Here is a 23704-nt window from a genome sequence, read left to right on the forward strand (position 1 = left end):
GCCTACTTCTTGGCCTTGTCGGCCGAGGCGTCGGTGGACAGCGCAGCGACGAACGCCTCCTGCGGAACGTCGACCCGGCCGATGGTCTTCATCCGCTTCTTGCCTTCCTTCTGCTTCTCCAGCAGCTTGCGCTTGCGGGTGATGTCACCGCCGTAGCACTTTGAGAGGACGTCCTTGCGGATGGCCCGAATGTTCTCGCGCGCAATGATTTTCGAGCCAATGGCTGCCTGAACCGGCACCTCGAACTGCTGGCGCGGGATGAGCTCCTTGAGCTTGGTGGTCATCTTGTTCCCGTACGCGCTGGCCCCGTCCTTGTGGACGATCGCCGAGAACGCGTCGACGGCCTCGCCCTGCAGCAGTATGTCGACCTTGACCAGGTCGGCCTGCTGCTCGCCGGCCTCCTCGTAGTCCAGGCTCGCGTAGCCGCGGGTGCGGGACTTCAGCGAGTCGAAGAAGTCGAAGATGATCTCGCCCAGCGGCATCGTGTAGCGCAACTCCACGCGTTCCGGCGACAGGTAGTCCATGCCGCCGAGCTCGCCGCGCCGGGACTGGCACAGCTCCATGATCGTCCCGACGAACTCGCTGGGGGCGATGATCGTCGTCTTGACGATCGGCTCGTACACCTCGCGGACCTTGCCCTCCGGCCAGTCCGACGGATTGGTGACGACGAGCTCGGAGCCGTCGTCCTTGACGACGCGGTACACCACGTTGGGCGAAGTGGAGATCAGGTCCAGGTCGAACTCGCGCTCCAGCCGCTCCCGGGTGATCTCCATGTGCAGCAGACCGAGGAAGCCGCAGCGGAACCCGAACCCCAGCGCCACCGAAGTCTCGGGCTCGTACGTCAGCGCCGCGTCGTTGAGCTGCAGCTTGTCCAGCGCCTCGCGCAGATTCGGATAGTCCGAACCGTCGACCGGATACAGCCCCGAGTACACCATCGGCCGGGGTTCGCGGTAACCGGTCAGCGGATCGGTGGCGCCGCTGCGCGCGGTGGTCACGGTGTCACCGACCTTCGACTGGCGGACGTCCTTGACGCCGGTGATCAGGTAGCCCACCTCGCCGACACCCAGACCGTCGGACGCCTTCGGCTCGGGCGAGACGATGCCGACCTCGAGCAGTTCGTGGACGGTGCCGGTGGACATCATCTTGATGCGCTCACGGGGGACGATCTTGCCGTCGACGACGCGGACGTAGGTGACGACGCCGCGGTAGGTGTCGTACACCGAGTCGAAGATCATTGCCCGGGCGGGCGCGTCGGCGTCACCGGTCGGGGCCGGGACCTGGCGCACGACCTCGTCGAGCAGCTCCGTCACGCCGACGCCGGTCTTGCCCGACACCCGCAGGACGTCGGACGGCTCGCAGCCGATGATGTGGGCGAGCTCGCTGGCGTAGCGCTCCGGGTCGGCCGCCGGCAGGTCGATCTTGTTCAGCACGGGAATGACCGTCAGATCGCGATCCAGGGCCAGGTAGAGGTTTGCCAGCGTCTGGGCCTCGATGCCCTGGGCGGCGTCGACGAGCAGGACCGCGCCTTCGCAGGCCTCCAGCGCGCGGGACACCTCGTAGGTGAAGTCGACGTGGCCCGGCGTGTCGATCAGGTGCAGAACGTGCTCTTGGTCACCGACCTTCCAGGGCAGGCGCACGTTCTGTGCCTTGATCGTGATGCCGCGTTCCCGCTCGATGTCCATGCGATCGAGGTACTGCGCCCGCATGTCGCGGTCGGAGACGACGCCGGTGAGCTGCAGCATCCGGTCGGCCAGCGTCGACTTGCCGTGGTCGATGTGGGCGATGATGCAGAAGTTCCGAATCTGCGCCGGCGCGGTGAAGGTCTTGTCGGCGAAACTGCTAATGGAATTTCTCCTGGTGAGCGCGATACGGGTACCGGAAACGGCCAGTCCAGAGTAACGAGCACCCGCCCGCGCGACACAATCGAGCGCCGCGGGGACCGCCTACAGTGGGTTGTTATGGCGTCATCGTCCTCGCCCTTCAAGACGTTCCAGAGGCTGGTGTTCTCCGAGGCCCCCAAGCTGGTGCGGCATATCCAGCGGTCGGACTCGCTTCAGCGCGGGATCCAGCAGGGAATCCAGTACGGGCTCCAGCAGGGCCTGCGGCTCGGCATGGAGGTGATCTCCGGCTCGCAGACGTCGCCGCCCCGTGCGCTGCCTGCGGGGCGACCGGTGTCCAACACCTTCGTTCCAACCGCGCACCGCGCCCGCAGGGTCGCCTACGCCCCCGACCTCGACGGCCGCGCCGACCCGGGCGAGATCGTGTGGACCTGGGTGGTCTACGAAGACGATCCGACCCGCGGCAAGGACCGTCCGGTGCTGGTGGTCGGCAGGGACCGGGAGGTCCTTTTGGGGTTGATGCTGTCCAGCCAGGACCACCATCGTGACGACCCGAACTGGGTGGGTATCGGCAGCGGACCGTGGGACTACGAGGGTCGGGCCAGCTGGGTGCGGCTCGACCGGGTCCTCGACGTGCCCGAGGAGGGCATCCGGCGCGAGGGCGCGATTGTCGAGCGCACCACGTTCGAGGTGGTGGCGACCCGTCTGCGCGCCGAATACAGCTGGAGTTAGCGCGGCGCCCGCCACATCTGCCACATCGTGGGGCCGCCGCCGGGCACGGCGAGCTCTCCGGTGACCTCGAAACCGAACCGCAGGTAGTACGGCACGTTCGACTTCTTGGTGGACTCCAGGTACGCCGGGGCACCCTCGGCGTCGCAGCGGTCCAGCCGCGAGCGCATCAGCGCGTTGCCGAAGCCCGCACCGCGCACATCGGGGTCGCTGCCGATGACGGCGAGATACCAGTGCGGCTCCTCCGGGTGATGGCGCTTCATCAGCTCCGAGACATCCATGCCGCGTTTGGCCTCACCCCGCATCGCGAGCAGGAAGGTCGGCATCATCGCCAGGTCCTCGCGGGTCGTGGTCTTCCAGCGGCCGGGCGGATCCCACAGTGCGGCAGCGCCGAGCTCGCCGCCCCGGCTCGCCAGCTCGACGGCGTCGCCGGCGAGGAAGTGATGCCGTGTCATCGCCGCGAAGACGCGGGGCAGCGCAGCGGCGCGACGCCTGTCATCGGGCATCATCCACTGCATCACCGGGTCGTCGAGGAACGCCCGCCCGAGCACGCGCGACAAAGACTTCACATCCGGCCGGCGAGCCGCGCTGACCTCGATGCTCACCGGGGAAACCCTACGCCGCGGCGCCGATCCGCAGAAGCGGTACGACGCCCTTGCCGACGTGGCGGATCTCGTCGATCTGCGGGTAGCCCGACAGGATGAATTCCTGCGCCCCGGCCTCGATGTATCGGTCGAGGACCGCCGCGACATCGGCGTAGCTGCCTACGGCTGCGGTGCCGGCGCCGTCGCGCACCAGGCCCGGTCCGGCCCACAGGCCGGGCTCGATCTCCAGGCTGCGGGCGTCGCGCAACACACCGTCGGTCAGAGCCGCCATCCGCCGCTGCCCTTCGGACACGCTCGCCGAGTAGCGGGCGTGGGCCCTCGCCACCTGGTCCGGGGTCAGGTCCGACAGCAGCTCCTCGGCCCGCCCCCACGCCTGCGCGGCAGTCGGTCGGGCCACGGTGTGCAACCGGACCCCGTATCGCAGGGTGCGGCCGTACTCGGCAGCCGCGGCGCGCACGCGTGCGAACTTCTCGGCCACCTGCTCCGGTGTCTCACCCCACGTGAGGTACACGTCGGCGTGCCGGGCGGCCACCGCGATTGCCTCTGGCGACGAGCCGCCGAAGTAGACGGTCGGCCGAGTGGTGACCGGGTACGCGATCCTGGCGTGCTCCACGGTGTAGAACTCGCCGTCGAACGAGAAGTCGCCGCCGGCGAGGATGCCAGCCACGATGGTCAGGAACTCGCCGGTGCGGCGGTAGCGGGCCGCTTTGTCGACGTCGTCGCCGAAGCGGCGCATCTCCGCGTCGTCACCACCGGTGACGACGTTGAGCGCCAACCGGTTTCCGGTGAATCGCTGATACGTGCTGACCTGCTGCGCCGCCAGTGTCGGGGAGAGCACCCCGGGCCGGAAGGCGACGAGGAACTTCAGCGCACGAGTGTGCTGGGCCAGCGCCGCGGTGGCCAACCACGAGTCCTCACAATGGGATCCGGTCGGGGTCAGCGCGGCCTCGAAGCCGAGATCCTCGGCCGTGCGGGCCAGAACCGTGAGATTCTCCAGCGACGGCTCCAGATACGACGGCACCCGCGACCCGTCGGCGGCCTGATTGTCGGCGATCGTGGCGGTGTCGCCGTGCGTGGGCAGGTACTAGTGCAACGTCGGGCCGGCCATCACACCAGCCTCACCCGAATTCAACGTCACTGACCAGAGTTTCACCCACCGTGATCGGAAACCTCGATCTTCAATCCTGCTGCGCCACTTCGGATCATATTGAGCCATAGGCTGTGGACCAGCTGGCGATATCCGTAGCTTTCGTTCGTGATCGAGATCGAGAACCTGACGAAGAGGTTCGCAGACCGCACCGTGCTCGACGGCGTGAACCTGTCAGTCGGCGACGGGGAGATCCTTGCCGTCGTCGGGCCCAGCGGCGCCGGCAAGAGCACGCTGTCGCGGTGCATCAGCTTCCTGGAACGCCCCACCAGCGGCACCGTTCGCGTCGACGGCAAGGACTTCACCACCCTGTCGGCCGACCAGCTGGTGGAGGCCCGCCGCAGGATCGGCGTGATCTTCCAGTCCGCACCACTTCTGCGACGCCGCACCGTCGCCCAGAACGTCGCGCTGCCACTTCACTATCTGGGAGCCACCGACGAGTCGATTGCCCGGCGTGTCGGCGAGCTCCTCGACAGGGTCGGGTTGGCCGACCGCAGCGCGTCATACCCCGCGCAGCTCTCCGGCGGACAGAAGCAGCGGGTCGGTATCGCGCGCGCTCTCGCGCTCGGACCGTCGCTGGTGCTCTCCGACGAAGCCACCTCGGGCCTCGATCCGGCCACCACCAAGTCGATTCTGGCTCTGCTGAGTCATCTTCGCGACGAGTTCGGCCTGTCCATCATCCTGATCACCCACGAGATGGAGGTCGTCCGAGAGATCGCGGACTCCGTTGCCAGGATCGCCGACGGTCGCATCATCGAGAGCGGGTCCGTCGAGGACATCATCCTGAATCCCGAATCGCTGCTGGCCCATGAGCTCCTCCCCGACCGACCGAGCGTGGCCGTGCCGGCCGATGCAGACGTCTGGGAGATCTCCTACGCATCACGCGAAGTGCCGCTGGACTGGCTGACGACGATCCACGACGCGCCCGGCCTGTCCGGGGCGAGGGTCAGCGTCCTCAGCGCCAGCGTCGAGGCCATCCGCGGTATCGCGGTGGGCCGCGCCGTCCTCGCGCTGTCCCCCACGGCCCCAGCGGGTTTCGCGCGGTACCTGAGGGAGCGCGGCTTGCACGTGCGAGCCGCGGCCGCCACCGAGGCCGCGGCGTGACCACCACGCTGTTCGCCCAGGAAGACTTCAGCACACCGTGGCACAAGGTGCCCGAACTGCTGCTCCCCGCCTACGGGGAGACCTGGGTGATGGTAGGTATCACGATGGCCCTCGTCGTGCTGATCGGTATCCCGGTCGGCGTGATCCTGCACAACACCTCCGACCTCGGCTTGCACCCCGATCCTCGGGTCTTCACGGTTCTCAACACCATCGTCAACATCGGCCGCTCCCTGCCGTTCCTGATCCTGATGGCGGCCATCATTCCGGTGACGCGCTTCCTGGTCGGGACCACGATCGGCATCCCCGCGGCGATCGTGCCGATGACGACCGCCGGGGTGCCGTTCTTCGCGCGCCTGGTACAGAACGCGCTACGCGACGTGCGCTCCGATGTCACCGACATGGGTCAGGTCTCGGGAGGATCGACGCTGCAGGTGATCCGCACCGTCCAGTTGTCGGAGGCGCTGCCGGCCCTGGCCGGGGCGCTCACCGTCAACACCATCGCGATGATCGACTACTCCGCCATCGCCGGGTCGATCGGCGCGGGAGGCATCGGCAACCTGGCGATCACCTACGGCTACAACCGATTCGACGACAACATCATGATCGCCACCGCCGTCTCCCTGATCATCACCATCGCCGTCGTCCAGTTCGTCGGCGACCGCGTCGTCAAAGCCCTCACCCGCTGAAAGGACCCCCATGACCGACCAGATCAGCGCGCCTTCGGGCGCGGGTATCGACATCGACATCAAGAAGAAGAGGCGCTGGCCGTGGATTGCCGCGGCGGCCGTCGTCGTCCTCGCCGTCGCCGGGGGCGTCTCCTATGCGCAGCTCTCCAACAAGGACAAGCCGTTCGGCGCCACCTTGCCGGTGGCGACGTGGAGCACCGACATCGCTGCCGAGAACCTGCTGAGCTACATCGCCAACGACATCGCACCCGATCACGGGATCACGATCGAACCCGTCAAGATCGACAACCTGATCGAGATCAACCGCGCCGTCGACGCCGGAACGGTCGCCGGCAACTTCTTCGAGCACCAGCCGTTCCTCAACGACGCCATCGCCGCCAACGGTTTTCAGCTGACGCTCGCCGCGCCGACGTTCACCTGGGACCAGGCGACCTACTCGGACAAGTACCGCACCTGGAACCAGGTACCGAAGGGGGCCAAGATCGCGCTGCGCGACGATCCGGCCGGACAGGCCATCGCCCTGCTCGACCTCGCCTACGACAAGCAGATCACGCTCAAACCCGGCAAGGACACGCTCGCGGGTCTGCCGCAGCTCGATGACATCGCGTCCAACCCGAAGAACTACCAGTTCGTGCAGGTGCCGATCGGTCAGCTGGCCCGTAGCCTCGCCGACGTCGACGCCGTCGTGGTGCACATCTCCGATGTCTACGCCGCCGGTCTGACGGAGCAGCAGATCCTCGCCCGCGAACCTGCACCGAAAGGCAGCGAGGGCGGTCTCGTGGTGAGCAACAAGCACATCGACGACCCCAACGTGGTCAAGCTGATCGACACGTTCAAAGATCCGCGGATCGCGGAGTTCCTCCAGACGACCGACAACAAGCTGATCCGCGACACGCTGGGGCCGATCTCGTGACCGGTCAACGCCCGCTGTTCTATTCGGCGTTCGTGATGAACACCGCCTCCCATGTGCTGCACGGGTTGTGGCGGGCGCCGGAGGCGCGCAATCACGAGTTCAACACGCTGCGTCACTGGACGTCACTGGCATCGACTGTCGAGAAGGCCGGCTACGACCTGCTGTTCTTCGCCGACGTGTTCGGGTTGCGGGCACCGTGGAACGGCAACTGGCGCAAGGCTGTCGAGGGCGGCATCCAGGTCCCGGTCAACGACCCCTCCTCGCTCGCCTCCGCTCTGGCAGTGGTCACAGAGAACCTCGGCATCGTGTTCACCAGTTCGATCGTGCAGGACCACCCGTTCAACTTCGCGCGCAAGATGTCCTCGCTGGATCACTACACCGAGGGCCGGCTCGGGTGGAATGTCGTGACGAGCTTCAACGCCAACATGTTCCGCAGTTTCGGCCACGACGGGACGCTGGACCACGACGAACGCTACGAGTGGGCCTACGAATACGTCGACGTCACCTACAAGCTGTGGGAGGGATCCTGGGACGACGACGCGCTGCTGGCCGACAAGGCGCGCGGTGTTCATTCCGATCCGGCCGGCATTCACCGCATCAACCACGTCGGCAAGCGCTACTCGGTGGAGGGACCCCACTTCTCGTCGCCGTCGCCGCAGCGTACGCCGGTGCTCTTCCAGGCGGGCGCGTCACCTGCCGGACAACTGTTCTCAGCCCGTAACGCCGAGGGCGTGTACATCAGCAGCCCGAATCCCGCTGCTGCGCACTCGCTGACATCCGAAACGCGTGCGCTGGCCGCCGAGAACGGTCGCGATCCCGGCGATATCGCTTTCGCGCAGGGGCTTTCGTTCGTCATCGGTGACACCCATCGGGACGCGGTGCGCCGTCACGACGAGATCAAGCGCTTTCTCGACCTCGAAGGCGTTGCGTTGCATGCACTCGGCGACGCGGGAGTCGACGCGGGCCACCTCCCGCTGGACACCCCGCTGCGCGAGCTCGGCGAGTTCACCGGCGTGCAGGGATTCGCGCGGTGGGCCGCAGAGGCCTCGGGCAACACCGAGCCCACCATTCGCGACCTGGCCTGGGTCCTCGAGGGTGCCAACCGGGTCGTCGGCACCGCCGAGGAGATCGCCGACCAACTCGAGGAGTGGCGGGAGGCGGGGGTCGACGGCATCAACGTCTATCACGCGACGGTTCCCCAGTCCTTCCAAGAGGTCGCCGACCGGCTGTTCCCGACGCTGCGGGAACGCGGGCTGATCGCCACGGACAAGTCGGGAACGTTGCGGCACAAGCTGTTCGGGCGCGGGGATCGGCTGCCCGACAGCCACCCCGCGGCGGCGTATCGGGGGGCGTTCGCCGACAACTCGCTGCTGGACCCCGCTATCCCTGGGTGATGTAGTCCTGCAGCCGCTGCTGCTCGCGTTCCAGCTCCTCCATCCGGGTCTTCACGACATCGCCGATGCTGACGATGCCGCGCAGCCGGCCGTCGACGACAACGGGCACGTGGCGCACCCGGTTGGTCGTCATCAACGCACTCAGGTTGTCCACCGGATCGTCGGGTGCGCAGGTCGCGACGACGGTCGTCATGATGTCGGCAACGGGGCGGCGCAGCAGCTCGGCACCGACCTCGTGCAGGCCGCGCACGACGTCGCGCTCCGAGACGATGCCCTGCAACCCCTCGTCGGACATCACCACCATGGCGCCGATGTTGTGCACCGCCAGTTCGGTGAGCAGGCCCGCCACCGACGTCTCGGGAGTGATCGTCGCGACAGATGCGCCCTTGACACGCAGTACGTCGGAAATGCGCATCACCACCTCCTTGTGATGTACCTCACTCAGGGTACTCCCAGGGGCGGCCGGAACAGAACGCCTTGCCGGATCGGTTGCCTCTGTCCGAGGACGCGCGTACACGACCGAGAGGACCCCCATGTCACCCACCACCGCCCTCGGCGACCAGCTGACCGTCAGCTCTCTGGGGTTCGGCGGGATGGCGCTCACGCCGGTGTACGGCGGCGCCGTCGACGACGCCGAATCGCTGGCCACGCTCCACCACGCCGTCGACGTCGGCGTCACCTTCATCGACACCGCCAACGTCTACGGTTCCGGCGACAACGAGCGGCTCATCGCCCGGTTGCTCGCCGACCGCCGCGACGAGGTGACTCTGGCGACGAAGTTCGGCATCGTCGCCAACCCGGCCGGCACCGGCGGTCGCGTCGCTGCACGTGGTGACGCGGCCTACGTGCGGCAGTGCATCGACGAGAGCCTGCAGCGTCTGCAGACCGATGTCGTGGACCTGTACTACCTGCACCGGCGGGACCCCGCGGTTCCGATCGAAGAGACGGTGGGCGCCATGGCCGAGTTGGTGCGTGCAGGCAAGGTCCGCCACCTCGGGCTCTCCGAGGTCTCGGCCGAGGAACTGCGAACGGCCCACGCCGTGCATCCGATCGCCGCGCTGCAGAGCGAGTGGTCGATCTGGACGCGAGACATCGAGTCCGCGATCGCACCGACGGCGGCCGAACTGGGCATCGGCCTCGTGCCGTTCTCACCGCTGGGCCGAGGGTTCCTGACGGGCACGGTGCGTTCGGCCGCCGACATGTCCGACACCGACTTCCGCCGCACGATGCCGCGATTCGCCGGCCCCGCCCTGGAGGCGAACCAGCGGGTCGTGGACGCCGTCGAACAGGTGGCCGGCGAGGTCGGGGCCACCGCGGCCCAGGTGGCGCTCGCCTGGCTGCGTCACCGCGCGCAGGAACTGGGCGTGGCGAGCGTGCCGATCCCCGGCACCCGGCGCGCGGCCCGCATCGACGAGAACCTGGGCTCCCTGACGGTTGCGCTGACCCCCGATCAGGTCAGCGCGCTGGGGCGTGCGGGCGATGCCGTGACCGGCAATCGTTACGCCGACACGGCGGCAGTGCGGTCCAGCAGCGACGGGGACACGGCCGAGGAGTGATTGCGCCACGCCGGAACTGTCCTGGCGGTATACCTGCTCCATGATCGAAGTGACCCTGCTCGGCACCGGAAGTCCCATCCCAGACCCGCGCCGTGCGGGACCCTCGACTCTGGTGCGCGCCGGTGGACACACCTTCCTCGTCGACTGCGGCCGCGGCGTTCTGCAGCGCGCCGCGGCAGTCGGCGTCAGCGCGAACACAGTGACCGCGCTGCTGCTCACCCACCTGCACAGCGACCACATCACCGACCTGGGCGACGTGCTCATCAGCCGCTGGGTGGGCAACTTCGCCCCCGACCTGACACCGCTGCCGATCATCGGCCCGCCCGGCACCGCCGAGGTGGTACAGAAGACCCTCGAATCACTGCAGTTCGACATCGGCTACCGCATCGCCCACCATGCAGACCTGACCGCGCCACCGCCGGTGGAGGTCGAAGAAGTGACCGGCGGTGTGGTGTGGGGCCGCGACGGCGTACGGATCGTCGTCGGCCCGACCGACCATCGTCCCGTCGCACCGACGATCGGGTTCCGCATCGAGCACAACGGCGCCTCGGTGGTGCTGGCCGGGGATAGTGTGCCATGCCAGGGACTCGACGAATTAGCCTCCGGCGCAGGTGCATTGGTGCACACCGTGATCCGCAAGGATCTGATCGACGCGATGCCGATGCAGCGCATCCGCGACATCTGCGACTACCACTCGTCGGTGCAGCAGGCGGGCGAGACCGCGGCACGAGCCGGGGTCGGCATTCTGATCCTGACGCACTACGTGCCCGCGCTGGTGCCAGGGCAGGAGGACGAATGGCGCGCCCTGGCGGCGACGGCCTTCGACCGCCAGATCGAGATCGGCGACGACCTGCTTCGGGTCGAAGTGCACCCGGGCGTGTGCGTCAAGCCAGCCGGCTGATCTCCACCATGACGTCCAGGTCGGTGGAACCCTCGCCGGAGTAGATGCCCTTCAGTGGCGTCACGTCCGAATAGTCGCGGCCCACACCGACACTGATGTACTGCTCGGTGATCTCGGTGTCGTTGGTGGGGTCGTAGTGCCACCATTCGCCGGTCCACGCCTGAATCCACGCGTGGCTCTGCCCGTCGATCGTCTCGCCGATCTTCGCGTCGCGCTGCGGGTGCAGGTACCCCGACACGTAGCGCGACGGAATGCCCATGCCGCGCAACAACATCAAGGTCAGATGCGCGAAGTCCTGACACACTCCCTTGCCTTCTCGCAGCGCGTCCACCCCGGAGGTGTGCACGCCGGTGGTCCCCGGCACGTACTGCAGTTCGGCCTGCACCCAGCGCGCGGCCTCGATCACCGCCTCCGCGGGTTCGTGGTACTTGGCGATCCGCCGGCCGACGCGTTCGATCCGCTTGCTGGCCGGCACGTAGTGGGTCGGCGCCAGCATCTCGTCGTAGCGATCGATCACGGCCTCTCCGACGAGGTCGGTCCAGGACACCTTTTCCGCCGGCGCCTCAGGACGATCCGTCTCCACGACGGACGACGCGGTCACCTCGAGCTCGGTGTGCGGCGCGTGCAGGTCGAAGGCGGTGACGGCGGTGCCCCAGTAGTCGACGTAGCGGTACGACCGGGTCGCCGGAACCGTTTCGACACGGTTGAGGATGACATTCTGCCGCGAGTCCGAGCGCGGCGTGAGCCGCGCCTCGTTGAACGACGCGGTGACCGGGGACTTGTAGGCATAGCCCGTCGAGTGGACCACGCGCATCCGCCACATGCCTAGATCTCCCCTTCTTCGATCACCAGTGCGTTGCGTCCCGCATCCGTCCACGCCACCCACGGCGCGGAGTGGAAGTACTGCAGTGCCAACGACTCTCCGACATCGAAGACCGTCGTCTGCAGCGAAGCAAGCCGCTGCTCGAGTGATTCGAGCAGCACACCGGGCCGCAGGAATTCCAGCTCGCTGCGCGCCCGGCCGAGGAGTCGCTGCGCTTCGGCGGTGGCGCCGAGACGACCGTGCGGGCGATTCATCAGCTCGTCGAGGCTGTGTTCGGCGAGCCGCAGCGAATAGAAGATCGACCGCGGGAAGAGCCTGTCCAGCAGCATGAACTCCACGACCCGGCCGGCATCGAGGACACCACGGTAGGTCCGCAGATACGTGTCATGGGCACCGGCCGACCGCAGCAGCGTGACCCATGCCGGCGACGACGCACTGTCACCGACACGGGACAGCAGCAGACGGACCGTCATGTCCACGCGTTCCAGCGCGCGCCCGAGCAGCATGAAGCGGTAGCCGTCGTCGCGCGACAACGTCGAGTCGGCCAGTCCTGCGAACATCGCGGCGCGGCCCTCCACGTACGACAGGAACTCGTGGGGCCCGAGACGTTTCGCGGCGCGTTCCCGTTCGGCGAGCGCGTTGTAGGTGGTGTTCAGGCACTCCCAGATCTCGGTGGAGGTGACTTCTCGTGCACCACGGGCATTCTCACGCGCGGCGGAGATCGCCTCGACGATCGAGCAGCCGCCGTAGGTCTCCCTGCTGAACGCCACGACATCGGTGAGCGACCACACGTCGAGGACCTCGTCGGGCGGGTCGATGCCCAACACGCGCAGCAGGGTGCGCGAGGCCTGGTCGGGATCGACGCTGGAATCCTCCAGCAGCTGATGCACCGTCACATCGAGGATGCGCGCGGTGTCATCGGCGCGCTCGACGTAGCGCCCGATCCAGTAGAGGGATTCGGCATTCCTGGCCAGCATCGTCAACCTCCCCTACTGCTGCTGCTGTTGTTGCTGCTGATCGTTGGTCGACTCCGCCTTGCCGTTGCGGCTGCCGTTCTTGGCGGCTGCCGCAGCTCTTGGCAGGGAGCGCACGACCTCGGCGGCGCCCAGCTCCCGGTCGGCCACCGAGGTGCGCGAGGCCAGCACCCAGGTGTCTTTGGACCCACCGCCCTGACTCGAGTTCACGACCAGCGATCCCTCGGGCAGCGCCACCCGGGTCAGCCCGCCGGGCAGGACCCACACGTCGTCGCCATCGTTGACGGCGAACGGGCGCAGGTCGACGTGGCGGGGTGCGAGTTCGTCGTCGATCTGCGTCGGCACCGTCGACAGCTGCATCACCGGCTGGGCGATCCATCCGCGCGGGTCGGAGTTGATCTTCCTGGTGATCGTCGCCAACTCCTTCGGCGAGGCATCGGGTCCGAACACGATGCCGTAACCGCCCGAGCCCTCAACGGGTTTGATGACCAGCTCGTCGATGCAGTCGAGCACCTCTTCACGTTCCTCGTCGAGCCAGCAGCGGTACGTGTCGACGTTGGCCAGCAGGGGCTTCTCACCCAGGTAGTACTCGATGATCGTCGGCACGTAGGTGTAGACGAGCTTGTCGTCGCCGACACCGTTGCCGACGGCGCTGGAGATCACCACGTTGCCCGCGCGGGCGGCATTGAGGATGCCTGCCACTCCGAGGACGGAGTCGGGCTTGAACTGCATCGGGTCCAGGTAGTCGTCGTCGATGCGGCGATAGATCACATCGACCTGGCGCTCACCTTCGGTGGTGCGCATGTACACCGTGTTGTCGCGGCAGAACAGATCGCGACCCTCGACGAGCTCGACACCCATCTGCCGGGCGAGCAGCGAATGCTCGAAGTAGGCCGAGTTGTACACCCCGGGGGTGAGGACGACGACGGTCGGATCGGCGACGTTGTTGGCCGCGGCGTTGCGCAGTGCACGCAGGAGATGGGAGGCGTAGTCCCCGACGGCGCGCACCCGGTGCGTGGCGAACAGGTTCGGGAACACCCGCGCCATCGTGCGGCGGTTCTCCATCACGTAGGACACCCCCGACGGCGAGCGCAGGTTGTCCTCGAGGACCCGCCACGTGCCCTGCGAGTCGCGAATCAGGTCGATGCCGGCGACGTGGATGCGCACCCCGTTCGGCGGGGTGATGCCGACCGCTTCGCGGTGGAAGTGCTCGCAGGACGTGACCAGCCGGCGCGGGATCACTCCGTCGCGCAGGATCTCCTGCTCGCCGTAGATGTCCTCGAGATACATCTCCAGGGCTTGCACCCGCTGACGGATGCCGCGCTCGAGCCGGGTCCACTCGGCCGCCGAGATGACCCGCGGCACGAGGTCCAGCGGGAACGGCCGCTCCTGTCCGGACAGGGAGAACGTGATGCCCTGGTCGATGAAGGCGCGACCCAGCGCGTCGGAACGCGCCTCGAGGTCGGAGACGTCGGCAGGTGCCAGCTCCGAGTGGATGCCCTTGTAGGGGCCGCGCACGTTGCCGTTGGCGTCGAACATCTCGTCGAACGCCTGGGCGTAGGTGCCGAGCTTGTTGTATCCGCCGAAGATGCCCTCGTGCCGTCGGGCCTGCTTGGTGGTGCGTGTCGTCCGTGCGGTTTCTGTCGGCAAAGCTGTCGTACTCCTCCCGTACGCTGACGTGCGCAATGCATGCGCTCCAGATGCGCACCCTGCCATGCTGCAGCATTTCTGCCATTTCGGCAGGCCAGTGGCCTCCGTTTTGGGCGATGTCCTTGCTCGCTGCTAACCTGAGCAGTCGCTGCCCCCCGCGGGCGCCCCACAGACTCAACCAAACCCGTCGAGATTGCCGAAGGATTACACGCGTGGCCAACATCAAGTCGCAGGAGAAGCGGAACCGCACCAACGAGCGCCGCAGACTGCGCAACAAGTCGGTGAAGTCGTCGCTTCACACGGCGGTCCGCGGATTCCGGGAGGCCGTCGAGTCCGGTGACAAGGAGAAGGCCGGCGCGTTGCTGGTCGCGACCAGCCGCAAGCTCGACAAGGCAGCCAGCAAGGGCGTCATCCACAAGAATCAGGCCGCCAACCGCAAGTCGGCACTGGCCAAGGCGCTCAACAAGATCTGACGCACCGCGTCAATCGCTGGCCAGCGAGGCCACTGAGCGCACAGCCTTCTCCAGCGCGTAGTCGGCGTCCGCCGCCGCGCCTTTGACGTCGGCGTTGAGCGCTGCCACCACCCGCAGCGCCTCGGCCACCGAATCACGCGACCACCGCCGCGCCTGCTTCTGGGCTTTCTGCACGCGCCACGGCGGCATACCCAGTTCGCCGGCCAGCCGGTACGGATCTCCCGACAGCGGCGCCACCCTGGCGATCGTGTGGACCGCCTCGGCGAGCGCGTCGGCCAGCACGACGTGCGGTTCGCCGGCCATCATCGCCCAGCGCAGCGCTTCCGCCGCCCCGGCCACGTCTCCGACGACCGCTTTGTCGGCGATGTCGAAACCCTTCACCTCGGCTTTTCCGGAGTGGTAGCGACGAACGGCGGCGGCGTCGACCACGCCGCCGGTGTCGGCGACCAGCTGCGAGCACGCCGAGGCCAGCTCCCGCAGATCCGAACCGATGGCGTCGATCACGGCGGTCACGGTGTCGTCGGAGACCTTGGTGCGCAGAGCGCGGAACTCCTTGCGGACGAAGTCAGCGCGTTCACTGGCCTTCGTGATCCGCGCGCACGGGTGGACCTCGGCGCCCAGCTTCTTCAACCGATCGGCGAGCGCTTTCGCCCGCCCGCCGCCGGAGTGCACGACCACGAGCAGCGTCCCCTCGGGGAGGTCCGAAGCGGCAGTTTCGATGAGGGCGACCGCGTCCTTGCCCGCCTCGGCGGCCGCCTCGAGAACCACCACGCGCTCGTCGGCGAACAGTGACGGGCTGAGCAGTTCGGCAATCTCACTGACGCTGACCTCACCGGCCCGCATGCGGTCGACCGGGACGTCGGCTGTGCCCGCCGATGCGCGGGCTCGCGCCAGGACCACCGCGACAGCGCGTTCGACGAGCAACTCCTCATCACCGAGGATCAGGTGCAGGCCGGTGCTCACCGGACGATGGTGCCACGCCGGCCCGACAGGCCCCAATGCCACACCGCCGCGACAGTGCATGACGCCACCGCGACCACGGCCACCCCCGCGAGCCCCGACGGCACGGGCAGCGCCGCCGCCGGCAGCGCGGCCGCCCAGCGGGCCACGCTCGCCAGCCACCACACCTCTGGACCGGTGAACCGGATGAGCAGCTGCGCGCCTGCGGGCCAGAGCGGGCACAGCGCGGCGGCGGCCGTCCCGATCAGCGTGATCGGCGGGATGACAGGCGCGACGACCAGATTGGCGACCACCGCGACGAGGCTCACCGACCCCGACACCCCTGCCACGAGAGGTGCAGTGACCAGCTGGGCCGCCAGCGCCACGCTGACCGCATCGGCCAGGGGGCGGGGCCAGCCGCGGCGGGTCAGCTGACGCGACCACACCGGCGCGACGACGACCAGCCCGGCGGTGGCCGACACCGACAGCGCGAAGCCGACGTCCACGGCGAGCTGTGGCGTGGCGATCATCAGCACGATGATCGCGGCCCCCAGCGCGGGCAGCGCTTGCCGGTGCCGGCGGGTCAGCACCGCCAGCAGCGTTATCGCGCCCATGACCGCGGCCCGCAGCACGCTGGCCGACGGTTGGACCACGATGACGAAGCCGGCCAGGGTGATCGCGGCCAGCACGACCGCAATCCGCGGCCCCAGCAGCGCGGCGCTGAGCAGCATCGCCCCGCACACGATCGTGATGTTCGCACCCGACACCGCCATCAGATGGGTCAGCCCGGCCACCCGGAAATCCTTCGCGGTCTGCGCGGGCACAGTCGAGGTGTCCCCGAGCACCAACGCCGGCAGCAACGTCGCCTGGTCCACGGGAAGCACGAGCCGGACCGCGTCGGCGAACCCGGCGCGAATCCGGTGTGCGAGGCGATACACCGGCGCCGCGTCACCGAGGCGGGGCCGCCCGGTCGCCGACAGGACGGCGACCGTGAGGTCACGGCGGTTCGGGCGGCTGACCCGAGCTCGGAACCCGGCGGGCCGACCCGCCTGCAGCGCGGCGTAGTCGGCCCCGGAGGCGAACACGAGCACCGTCCCCGACGACGGGGCGCCGTCCAGGCGCGCGAGTGTCCCCCGGAACATCGCCCGGCCGCCGTCGAGCACACGCGGTGTCTCGTCGGGCGTGACCACCACCTCGGCGACCGCCCCGAGGCGCGTCGTCACCGGGTGATGCCGCACCGCGTCGACGCGCAGGCACACCGCGATCGCGAAGCCGCTGCCCACCAGAGCCACCGCGGCCGCGGCCACCAGCACCGGTTTCGGGTCGGCCCGCCCGGCGGTGCCCCGCCGCCGGCTCGCCCACCACCCCGCAGCCAGGGTCGCGCCGACCCCGCACAGCACGGCGGCACCCGCGGCCGCATACCCCCACCCGATCCCCGCGGCCGTCACCGCCCACGCCGTCAGCGCGGCGGGCACCAGCCGCACATCCGTCATCCCGCCACCACGAGCCCACGCAGCTTCTCCAACCGCGCCGGACCGATCCCGTCCACATCACCGAGCTGATCGACACTGCCGAAGCGACCGTGCGCGTCCCGCCACGACACGATCGCCGCAGCCGTCACGGGACCCACGCCAGGCAGGGCGTCGAGTTGCTCGGCGGTCGCGGTGTTCAGGTCGACCGGGCCCTGCGCACTCCCCCCACCCGGCGGTGCCCCCGGTGACGTCGGCGACGCCGGCGACGCAGACGCATCGGAGGCCACCGAGCTGCCCATCTCCGCCGGCTGACCGGGCGCGGCCCCGATGCCGACGACGATCTGTTCCCCGTCGGCGACTTTGCGCGCCATGTTCAGTCCGAGCACGTCGGCGCCGTCGAGAGCCCCACCCGCGGCCTCGAGTGCATCGGCGATCCGAGCCCCCGGCTCCAGCGTGACCAGACCGGGTTCGTGCACCAACCCGACGACACTGACCACGACCGGCCCTGCTGCCGCGGTCGAGGTCACCGGGGCTCCGACGCCGGTTGCCGCCATCTCGACCGGCGGAAGCTTGGCCGACACCACCGCCGGGGGCTTGTCGCGCAGCAGGCTGACGACAGTCACGAGCACCGCGACCAGACCGACGACTCCGAGTGCGACGACTCCGGCGCGTCCCGGGTCCGCCCGCACGCGGGACAGCCACGCCGGGCCCCGGTCCGTGTTCTGTTCGGGCAGCCAGCGCGACAGCGCGGCGTCAGCAGCGTCGTCGTCGGGTTCCGCGGCATCCTGCGTGACGTCGGAACCCAGGCGCCGCCGGAGCCGCTCGGCAGGCAGTTCGGTCGACATACCGCGACGGTAGGCACGCCCGCCGACGAGCTCGGCGATGCGCCGCGGCTGCCCGCCAGACCTGTGGATGAAGTCGGCTCTGTGGACAGCGGGATAGCATGACCGCCAATGAACGGTCGAGCCCCGATGATCGCCGGCGCAGCGTTCGCGGTGCTGTATGCCACGGCCGTCGTCGGCCTCCACGCCCTGCCCGGCGCCGACCCCGGCGTCACCCGCATGCAGGCGCTGCTGCTGACCTTCGCCGCCCTGGCGCTCGCCGTTGTGTTGGCGTTCGCGCGCGATCGGCTGCGCGGTCCACCCGCGTACCTGTTCACGATCGGCTCGACGCTGCTGGTGGCCCAGCTGTGCGTCGCGGTCTGGTTCACCGGCGGTCTGTCGCTGCGCCCGGGCCAGACCGCGGCCGCCACTGCACGCGCTATCGAGGATGTGGGGGCCATGTGGCTGCCCGTGGCCACCATCGCCAACATCCTGGTGGCCGCGCCGATCCTGATGCACGCCAACGAAGGCCGGCTGCCGCGGTGGCTCGGGATCATCGCCGCCGTGTTCACCGTGGAGCAGTTGATCGAGACCATCACGGTGATCGGACCTCCCGGCAGTTTCATCTCCCCGGGCGGCCCGATGAACCACTACTTCGGGGGTCTGCTGTCGGTGGCCTTCGTCGCCGGACTCGGGTTCGCGCTCTCCAGGCCGGCCGCGCACGACGCAGCCACCGCCGCCGAGGACGCCGCGGCCACCGACGACACCGACGACACCGAAGTGGCCGACGACGTCCGAGAACCCGTAGGAGAGTGATGGTGCTTCCCCGCCTGGTGCCGCAGTCGAGCGGCGACCTCTCGAGCACCGAGCAGCTGCGGGCCGAGGTCCGCAGCTTCCTCGCCGAGCAGCGGGCCGCGGGGACCTTCACCCCCTCAGTCGACGTCTGGTTGTCCGGGTGGGACGAGGCCTTCACCGCGGCGCTGGCCGCCCGCGGCTGGCTCGGCATGACGGTTCCCGTCGACTACGGCGGGCCTGGACGCACGTTCCTCGAGCGCTTCGTCGTGACGGAGGAGCTGCTGGCCGCGGGTGCTCCGGTGGCTGCCCACTGGATCGCCGACAGGCAGATCGTGCCTTCTCTGCTCAAGTACGGCACCGAGAAGCAGAAAGCGCACTTTCTCCCGAGAATCGTTGCGGGCGAATGCTTTTTCGGGATCGGGATGAGCGAGCCGGATTCCGGTTCGGATCTCGCGAGTGTGCGGACCCGGGCGGAGCGGGTCGAGGGCGGGTGGCGGCTCACCGGGACGAAAGTGTGGACCTCGGGTGCGCACCTGGCCCACGCGTTCATCGCGTTGGTGCGCACCGCGCCAGTCGATCCCGCCCACCGCCACGCCGGGCTGAGCCAGTTCATCGTGGATCTGCGCGGCGCGGACGTGCAGATCCGGCCGATCACGTCGATGAACGGCGCCCATCATTTCAACGAGGTGATCCTCGACGGCACCTTTGTTCCCGATGACATGGTGTTCGGCGAGATCGGCGCCGGATGGCACCAGGTCACCTCGGAGCTGGCCTTCGAGCGCAGCGGGCCCGAACGGGTGCTCTCGACGTTCATGCTCCTCGACGCGATGACTCGGGCGATGCGTGACGACGAGATTCCGCGCGACGCCGAGCTGGGCAGGCTGGTGGGCCGGGTCGCCGGTCTTCACCAGATGTCCTCTGCGGTGGCCGGCGCCCTGCAGCGCGGTGAATCGCCGGACGTGCCCGCCGCGGTGGTCAAGGTCCTCGGCACCACCACAGAGGGCGATATCGCCGAATTCGGGCATCTGGCAAGCGAACACGCTGCGGGCTTCACCGCGCTCGCCGACGCCGCGGTAGACCAGCGGCCTGGCTTCACCATCCGCGGGGGCACCAACGAAGTCTTGCGCGGCGTCATCGCGCGCGGATTGGGGCTGCGATGAGCGTGTCCGATGTCGACGCGGCTTTGACCGACATGATGACCGCCGTGTTCGCCGAACACGGCGGTGACACCGATCTGTGGGACCGTCTCGACGCTCTGGGCCTTGTGCGACTCACCGGGTCGGAGATCTCTGGCGGCAGCGGCGCAGGATGGCCCGAGGCCGCCGAGCTGATGTCCGCCGCAGTGCGCCACGCCGCCCGAATCCCGTTGGCCGAGCACGATCTCCTGGCCTGCTGGCTCCTCGACGCCTCAGGTGTCGCAGTCGATTCGCGGCCGCGCACCGTCGCCCTGCTCGATGACCACGGCCACGCCGCGGGCGTTCCGTGGGCATCGACCGCCCAGCGGATCGTGGCGGTCTGGGCCGGCGACGGCTGCTATCGGGTCGCCGACGTCGACCCAGCCGACATGTCGATCACCGCAGGCGCCAACATGATCGGCGAGCCACGCGACACCGTCGGCGTCGACACCGCGGCCCTGTCCGGTGTACAGGTATCCGAGGAACTCGTCGACACGCTGCGCCTCAAGGGCGCCCTGGTGCGTGCCGTGCAGATCTGCGCAGCGCTGGACAGCGCGCTGGAGTCGTCGGTCGACCACGCGACGACCCGTATGCAGTTCGGACGACCGCTGGCGAAGTTCCAAGCCGTCCAGCACCTCATCTCCGATATCGCCTGCGAGGCAGCGCTGGCCCGTTCGGCCACCGAGGCGGCGCTGTCGGTCGCCGCGGCCACCGACTGGACGGCACCACATCTGGAATTCCTTGTCGCGGCAGCCCGTTCGTGCGCAGGGCACGCCACCTCGGTGGTGGTCCGCAACGCCCACCAGGTACACGGGGCGATCGGCACCACGATCGAGCACCGTCTGCACCACTACACCCGGGCGGCACTGGCATGGCGTTCGGAGTTCGGCTCGACGAGGCACTGGGACGATCGGCTCACCGATATGGCGATGCACGCCGGCCCGCAGGGTCTGTGGCCGCTGATCAGCCCCTGACGATCACCGTGCTGGGTTCGCGCGGAGCGCCCAGCATGTCGCGATGCGACGGCGGGACACGGCCGCCGGCATCGGTGATCCCGTACTCGCGCGCCAGCTCGGCGCCGATCACGGCGCGGCCACTCCGTTGGGACAGGTCAGGGTCGCAGAACAGTGCGTCGATGAGATATCCCGTGAATTCAGGTGTTTCGGCGTGCGCGGCGAAGCCGGCGAGCGCGTCGGGATCACCGTCGAAGGCGCGGCGCATCTTCTCGGTGAGCAGGATTCCCATCCAGATCGACACGGTCGACACCCCGGTGCCGTCGAGGTCGACCGCCATGTCGGCGGCCATCTTGTCGGTGCCCGCTTTCTGCGCCCCGTAGGCCGGGCCGTGCATGTAGCACACCGCGCCCGGCGAGGACGTGAACGCGATGAGCCCGCGGTCGCGCTCGACGAGCAGCGGCGCGGCGTACCAGGCGGCGACATAGGAGGATCGCAGGCCGACGTCGAGCACGTCGGCCAGCGCACGGGGCTTGCGCCAGAACGGTTCCGGACCAACCAGGTCGTCGGAGATCGCGGCGGCGTTGTTGACCAGGAGGTCGAGTCCTCCCTCGGCGCGCGAAACGGCGCCGAAGAACTCGCCGACGGCGTCGTCGTCGCGGTGATCCACCCGCACCCCGACGCCCCAGTCCGGCGCGGGATCGATACCGCGGCCGGTCCCGTACACCCGCCAGCCGCGGGCGGCCAGCGCCGCGGCGATGCCCTCCCCGGCTCCCCGGCTGGCACCTGTCACCACGGCGACCCGCGTCGACTCACCCATCCAGCCACCATAGAGGCGGTAGGTTGACGCCATGCCGACGGACAAGCCTCTGCGGGTCATCCAGTGGACCACCGGGAACATCGGCCGTCGGTCTCTGCACGCCATCATCGGGCGCGACGACATGGAACTCGTCGGCGTGTACGCGCACGGCGCGGGCAAGGTGGGCCTCGACGCCGCCGAGCTGGCCGGCTGGCCCGAGCCGACCGGGGTCACCGCGACCGACGACATCGAGGCACTCGTCGCGCTGCGCCCCGACGCCTGCTGCTACAACCCGCTGTGGCCGAGCATCGACGAATTGGTCTGGCTGCTCGAGTCCGGTGTCAACGTGTGCTCGTCGGCGGCGTGGATCACCGGCGGCAAGCAGTCACCTGAAGATCTCGACCGCATTCGAACCGCCTGCGCCACAGGGAATTCCACGATCTTCGGCAGTGGCGCCCATCCGGGGATGTCGAATCTGGTCGGCATGGTGCTCAGCGGCTCCTGCGAGCGGGTCGACGAGATCCGCATCACCGAGTCGGTGGACTGCTCGACCTACGAATCTGCAGGCACGCAGACCGCGATGGGGTTCTCGCAGGACCCCGGCACTCCCGGACTGGCCGAGAGCGTGCGCCGCGAGAGCGAGGTGTTCGCGGAATCGGCAGCCATGATGGCCGACGCCATCGGCGCGACACTGGATCGGATGACCTTCGACGTGACGTTCACGGCCGCGACCGGGGACAGCGACCTGGGCTTCATGACGATCCCCGAAGGCACCGTCGGCGGGGTGATGGGGTACCACCGCGGCTGGGTCGGTGAGCGCAACGTCGTCAGCGTCGGCTTCAACTGGATCATGGGTCAGCACGTCACGCCGCCGAAGCCACTCGAGCACGGCCATGTCGTGCAGGTGTTCGGGCTCCCCAACATGCGCACCGTGGTGCACTGCCTCCCCCCGAAGGACTGGACCGAGCCCGGCTTCATGGGTCTGGGCATGATCTACACCGCCCTGCCGGTCACCAACGCGGTGCCCGCGGTGGTCGCCGCGCCACCAGGAATCGTGACGCTGGCCGACCTGCGGCCGATCACGGGTCGCATCGGCCGCTGACGTCCGGGCCGAACGCTCAGGACGTGCCGACCTGCACGGCCACCCCGACCGCTCCCCCGCCGACGTGGACCGACAGCACGGGACCCATGTCCTCGACGATCAACGACGACAACTGCGGCAGCCGAGTCGTGAGCGCCGCGCCGAGTTGGTCGGCGGCATCGTGATTGTCGACATGGTGCACCACGACGTCGGCTGGCCTCGTGGCGACGACGTCGGCGACCCGATCCACCAGCGCCGCATGGGCTTTGCCCACGGTGCGAATGCGCTGGTCGAGCACGAGCCGGCCGTCGACGTCCAGTTTCAGCAGGGGCTTGAGCGACAACGCGGTGCCCAGCCACGACGAGGCGGTGCCGATGCGCCCGCTGCGGCGCAAGTTGTCGAGCCTGTGCACGACGAGGAACACGTGGGTGCGCTCGCGGGCCGCGCGGGCCGCCTCGGCGACCGCGTCGAGATCGCCACCATGAGCCGCACACCGGGCCGCCTCGCCGGCGATGAACCCGGTGCCCATCGCCGCCGAGCGCGAATTCACCACGCGCACGGCCGAACCGAACTCCCGCGCGGCCGTCACGGCGGCGCTGTAGGTGCTCGACAGGGCCGCCGAGAGGTGCACGGCGACCACACCGGCCCCGTCGCTGTCGGTCAAGGCGCGGCGATAGTGCTCGGCCAACTCGGCCGGCGCTGCGCCGGCTGTCGTGACCTTCGGCCGGTCGTGCACGTCATGCGGGACCTCGTCCACGCCGTCGCGCAGATCGGCACCGTCGACGAGGACGTGCAGCGGAACCTCGCGGATGCCCCACCGTGCTGCCGCTCCCCCCAGGCGCGCCGAGGAGTCGCTGACCACCACCACCGCCATGG

General features: G+C 68.9%; 24 protein-coding genes. 12 read left to right on the forward strand and 12 right to left on the reverse strand.

The window, feature by feature from the left end; translation table 11 throughout:
- Nucleotides 1-2: 2 nt before the first annotated feature.
- Nucleotides 3-1889 carry a translation elongation factor 4 gene (gene lepA, locus ACZYYX_RS25220; protein WP_463817768.1) on the reverse strand — a complete coding sequence of 629 codons (1887 nt, stop codon included), beginning with the start codon at nucleotides 1887-1889 and terminating at the stop codon, nucleotides 3-5.
- 69 nt (nucleotides 1890-1958) lie between these two features.
- On the opposite strand from lepA, the gene ACZYYX_RS25225 reads away from it, so the two are divergent.
- Nucleotides 1959-2570 carry a type II toxin-antitoxin system PemK/MazF family toxin gene (locus ACZYYX_RS25225; RefSeq protein ID WP_463817469.1) on the forward strand — a complete coding sequence of 204 codons (612 nt, stop codon included), beginning with the start codon at nucleotides 1959-1961 and terminating at the stop codon, nucleotides 2568-2570.
- On the opposite strand, the gene ACZYYX_RS25230 is transcribed toward ACZYYX_RS25225, so the two are convergent.
- Both ACZYYX_RS25230 and ACZYYX_RS25235 read right to left on the reverse strand, forming a co-directional pair.
- Entirely contained in the window at nucleotides 2567-3172 is a 606-nt protein-coding gene (locus tag ACZYYX_RS25230) for a GNAT family N-acetyltransferase (RefSeq protein WP_463817470.1), read from the reverse strand. The two genes, ACZYYX_RS25225 and ACZYYX_RS25230, sit on opposite strands and share 4 nt — an antisense overlap.
- A 10-nt stretch (nucleotides 3173-3182) precedes the next feature.
- On the reverse strand, nucleotides 3183-4253 hold the full coding sequence (locus ACZYYX_RS25235; RefSeq protein ID WP_463817769.1) for an LLM class flavin-dependent oxidoreductase: 1071 nt from the start codon (nucleotides 4251-4253) through the stop codon (nucleotides 3183-3185).
- 174 nt (nucleotides 4254-4427) lie between these two features.
- On the opposite strand from ACZYYX_RS25235, the gene ACZYYX_RS25240 reads away from it, so the two are divergent.
- The 4 genes from ACZYYX_RS25240 to ACZYYX_RS25255 are packed head-to-tail and all read left to right on the forward strand — an operon-like array spanning nucleotide 4428 to nucleotide 8416.
- A complete protein-coding gene (locus tag ACZYYX_RS25240) occupies nucleotides 4428-5423 on the forward strand; it encodes a methionine ABC transporter ATP-binding protein (RefSeq protein ID WP_463817472.1) in 996 nt (331 codons plus the stop codon).
- Nucleotides 5420-6109 (forward strand): methionine ABC transporter permease, encoded by a 690-nt coding sequence (locus ACZYYX_RS25245; protein WP_463817473.1) that lies wholly within the window; start codon nucleotides 5420-5422, stop codon nucleotides 6107-6109. Before ACZYYX_RS25240 ends, ACZYYX_RS25245 begins: the two co-directional genes overlap by 4 nt.
- 10 nt (nucleotides 6110-6119) lie before the next feature.
- Nucleotides 6120-7022, forward strand: coding sequence for a MetQ/NlpA family ABC transporter substrate-binding protein (locus tag ACZYYX_RS25250; protein ID WP_463817474.1), 903 nt, complete (start codon nucleotides 6120-6122; stop codon nucleotides 7020-7022).
- A gap of 35 nt (nucleotides 7023-7057) precedes the next feature.
- Entirely contained in the window at nucleotides 7058-8416 is a 1359-nt protein-coding gene (locus tag ACZYYX_RS25255) for an LLM class flavin-dependent oxidoreductase (protein WP_463817770.1), read from the forward strand.
- Here ACZYYX_RS25255 and ACZYYX_RS25260 read toward each other — a convergent pair.
- Nucleotides 8403-8831, reverse strand: a complete 429-nt coding sequence (locus ACZYYX_RS25260) for a CBS domain-containing protein (RefSeq protein WP_463817476.1) — start codon at nucleotides 8829-8831, stop codon at nucleotides 8403-8405. The genes ACZYYX_RS25255 and ACZYYX_RS25260 overlap by 14 nt on opposite strands.
- Before the next feature lie 118 nt (nucleotides 8832-8949).
- Here ACZYYX_RS25260 and ACZYYX_RS25265 point away from each other — a divergent pair, with 118 nt between their 5' ends.
- Both ACZYYX_RS25265 and ACZYYX_RS25270 read left to right on the forward strand, forming a co-directional pair.
- On the forward strand, nucleotides 8950-9972 hold the full coding sequence (locus ACZYYX_RS25265) for an aldo/keto reductase (protein WP_463817477.1): 1023 nt from the start codon (nucleotides 8950-8952) through the stop codon (nucleotides 9970-9972).
- A 40-nt stretch (nucleotides 9973-10012) separates the two neighbouring features.
- Nucleotides 10013-10873, forward strand: a complete 861-nt coding sequence (locus ACZYYX_RS25270) for a ribonuclease Z (RefSeq protein WP_463817478.1) — start codon at nucleotides 10013-10015, stop codon at nucleotides 10871-10873.
- Here the strand turns inward: ACZYYX_RS25270 and ACZYYX_RS25275 are convergent.
- Genes ACZYYX_RS25275 through ACZYYX_RS25285 form a run of 3 tightly spaced genes read right to left on the reverse strand, consistent with a single transcriptional unit; the run spans nucleotide 10857 to nucleotide 14320 of the window.
- Complete coding sequence (locus tag ACZYYX_RS25275; RefSeq protein WP_463817479.1) at nucleotides 10857-11696, reverse strand: transglutaminase family protein; 840 nt, start codon at nucleotides 11694-11696, stop codon at nucleotides 10857-10859. The two genes, ACZYYX_RS25270 and ACZYYX_RS25275, sit on opposite strands and share 17 nt — an antisense overlap.
- Nucleotides 11697-11698: 2 nt before the next feature.
- Nucleotides 11699-12673: an alpha-E domain-containing protein gene (locus ACZYYX_RS25280; protein ID WP_463817480.1), complete on the reverse strand. Its 975-nt coding sequence runs from the start codon at nucleotides 12671-12673 to the stop codon at nucleotides 11699-11701.
- A gap of 12 nt (nucleotides 12674-12685) precedes the next feature.
- Nucleotides 12686-14320, reverse strand: coding sequence for a circularly permuted type 2 ATP-grasp protein (locus ACZYYX_RS25285; protein WP_463817481.1), 1635 nt, complete (start codon nucleotides 14318-14320; stop codon nucleotides 12686-12688).
- A gap of 212 nt (nucleotides 14321-14532) precedes the next feature.
- Between ACZYYX_RS25285 and rpsT the strand changes: the two genes are divergently transcribed.
- On the forward strand, nucleotides 14533-14793 hold the full coding sequence (rpsT, locus tag ACZYYX_RS25290) for a 30S ribosomal protein S20 (RefSeq protein ID WP_463817482.1): 261 nt from the start codon (nucleotides 14533-14535) through the stop codon (nucleotides 14791-14793).
- Nucleotides 14794-14802: 9 nt separating this feature from the next.
- Here the strand turns inward: rpsT and holA are convergent, their stop codons facing one another.
- From holA to ACZYYX_RS25305, 3 genes are read right to left on the reverse strand one after another with little or no spacing between them, the layout of a single operon-like run.
- On the reverse strand, nucleotides 14803-15744 hold the full coding sequence (gene holA / locus ACZYYX_RS25295; RefSeq protein WP_463817771.1) for a DNA polymerase III subunit delta: 942 nt from the start codon (nucleotides 15742-15744) through the stop codon (nucleotides 14803-14805).
- A gap of 8 nt (nucleotides 15745-15752) precedes the next feature.
- The gene (locus ACZYYX_RS25300) at nucleotides 15753-17225 is read right to left on the reverse strand and encodes a ComEC/Rec2 family competence protein (protein WP_463817484.1); all 1473 of its coding nucleotides are present in this window, start codon (nucleotides 17223-17225) and stop codon (nucleotides 15753-15755) included.
- Nucleotides 17222-18049: a ComEA family DNA-binding protein gene (locus ACZYYX_RS25305; RefSeq protein ID WP_463817485.1), complete on the reverse strand. Its 828-nt coding sequence runs from the start codon at nucleotides 18047-18049 to the stop codon at nucleotides 17222-17224. The genes ACZYYX_RS25300 and ACZYYX_RS25305 overlap by 4 nt, the downstream gene beginning before the upstream one ends.
- 108 nt (nucleotides 18050-18157) lie before the next feature.
- Here ACZYYX_RS25305 and ACZYYX_RS25310 point away from each other — a divergent pair, with 108 nt between their 5' ends.
- The 3 genes from ACZYYX_RS25310 to ACZYYX_RS25320 are packed head-to-tail and all read left to right on the forward strand — an operon-like array spanning nucleotide 18158 to nucleotide 20969.
- Entirely contained in the window at nucleotides 18158-18841 is a 684-nt protein-coding gene (locus ACZYYX_RS25310) for a hypothetical protein (RefSeq protein WP_463817487.1), read from the forward strand.
- Nucleotides 18841-19980: an acyl-CoA dehydrogenase family protein gene (locus ACZYYX_RS25315; protein WP_463817489.1), complete on the forward strand. Its 1140-nt coding sequence runs from the start codon at nucleotides 18841-18843 to the stop codon at nucleotides 19978-19980. Before ACZYYX_RS25310 ends, ACZYYX_RS25315 begins: the two co-directional genes overlap by 1 nt.
- Entirely contained in the window at nucleotides 19977-20969 is a 993-nt protein-coding gene (locus ACZYYX_RS25320) for an acyl-CoA dehydrogenase family protein (RefSeq protein WP_463817490.1), read from the forward strand. The genes ACZYYX_RS25315 and ACZYYX_RS25320 overlap by 4 nt, the downstream gene beginning before the upstream one ends.
- On the opposite strand, the gene ACZYYX_RS25325 is transcribed toward ACZYYX_RS25320, so the two are convergent.
- Nucleotides 20959-21768, reverse strand: a complete 810-nt coding sequence (locus tag ACZYYX_RS25325; protein ID WP_463817491.1) for an SDR family NAD(P)-dependent oxidoreductase — start codon at nucleotides 21766-21768, stop codon at nucleotides 20959-20961. The genes ACZYYX_RS25320 and ACZYYX_RS25325 overlap by 11 nt on opposite strands.
- 31 nt (nucleotides 21769-21799) lie before the next feature.
- Between ACZYYX_RS25325 and ACZYYX_RS25330 the strand changes: the two genes are divergently transcribed.
- Nucleotides 21800-22849, forward strand: coding sequence for an NAD(P)H-dependent amine dehydrogenase family protein (locus ACZYYX_RS25330; protein ID WP_463817493.1), 1050 nt, complete (start codon nucleotides 21800-21802; stop codon nucleotides 22847-22849).
- Nucleotides 22850-22865: 16 nt separating this feature from the next.
- On the opposite strand, the gene ACZYYX_RS25335 is transcribed toward ACZYYX_RS25330, so the two are convergent.
- The gene (locus tag ACZYYX_RS25335; RefSeq protein ID WP_463817494.1) at nucleotides 22866-23702 is read right to left on the reverse strand and encodes a DegV family protein; all 837 of its coding nucleotides are present in this window, start codon (nucleotides 23700-23702) and stop codon (nucleotides 22866-22868) included.
- Between the last annotated feature and the right edge of the window lie 2 nt (nucleotides 23703-23704).

The organism is Mycobacterium sp. IDUB_1, from assembly GCF_055419625.1.